The following is a 379-nucleotide window of genomic DNA, read 5'->3' on the forward strand; positions in this document are numbered from 1 at the left end:
TCCTGCTCGCCCAGCCGCAGCAGTTGGCCGCGGATCAACGGACCTTGGGCCAGGTCGAACGCTTGGCTGGCTTCGTCCGCGCCGATGCGACTGACGGCGAACGCTTGTTCATGCCCGGGCAGGTGGCGCAGGTCGTGTGTTACCAGGCAGAAGCCGCAATCGGCCGCTGCGATCCTTTGTTCGGCTGCGCCTGCGCTTCGCACAAACGTGGTGCGCAGGACTTCGTGACGCGCGACGATGCGGTCCAGGGTCGCTTGCAGCGCCGCAAAGTCGAGCTGGCCTTTCAGTCTTAGTGCGGCCGCCATATGGTAGGCCGCGCCGGCGGCATGGTCGAGTTGATCGAGGAACCAGAGCCGTTGCTGGGCCCACGAGAGCGGCA

Annotated in this window: 1 protein-coding gene; it reads right to left on the reverse strand. The window is 66.2% G+C overall.

Features of this window, described 5'->3' with window-relative positions; translation table 11 throughout:
* Positions 1 to 379 (reverse strand): condensation domain-containing protein (locus KVP70_RS33415; protein WP_217946735.1); only part of this gene is annotated, 379 nt, incomplete at both ends.

This window comes from Duganella violaceipulchra, from assembly GCF_019166075.1.
Taxonomy (GTDB): domain Bacteria; phylum Pseudomonadota; class Gammaproteobacteria; order Burkholderiales; family Burkholderiaceae_D; genus Rugamonas; species Rugamonas violaceipulchra.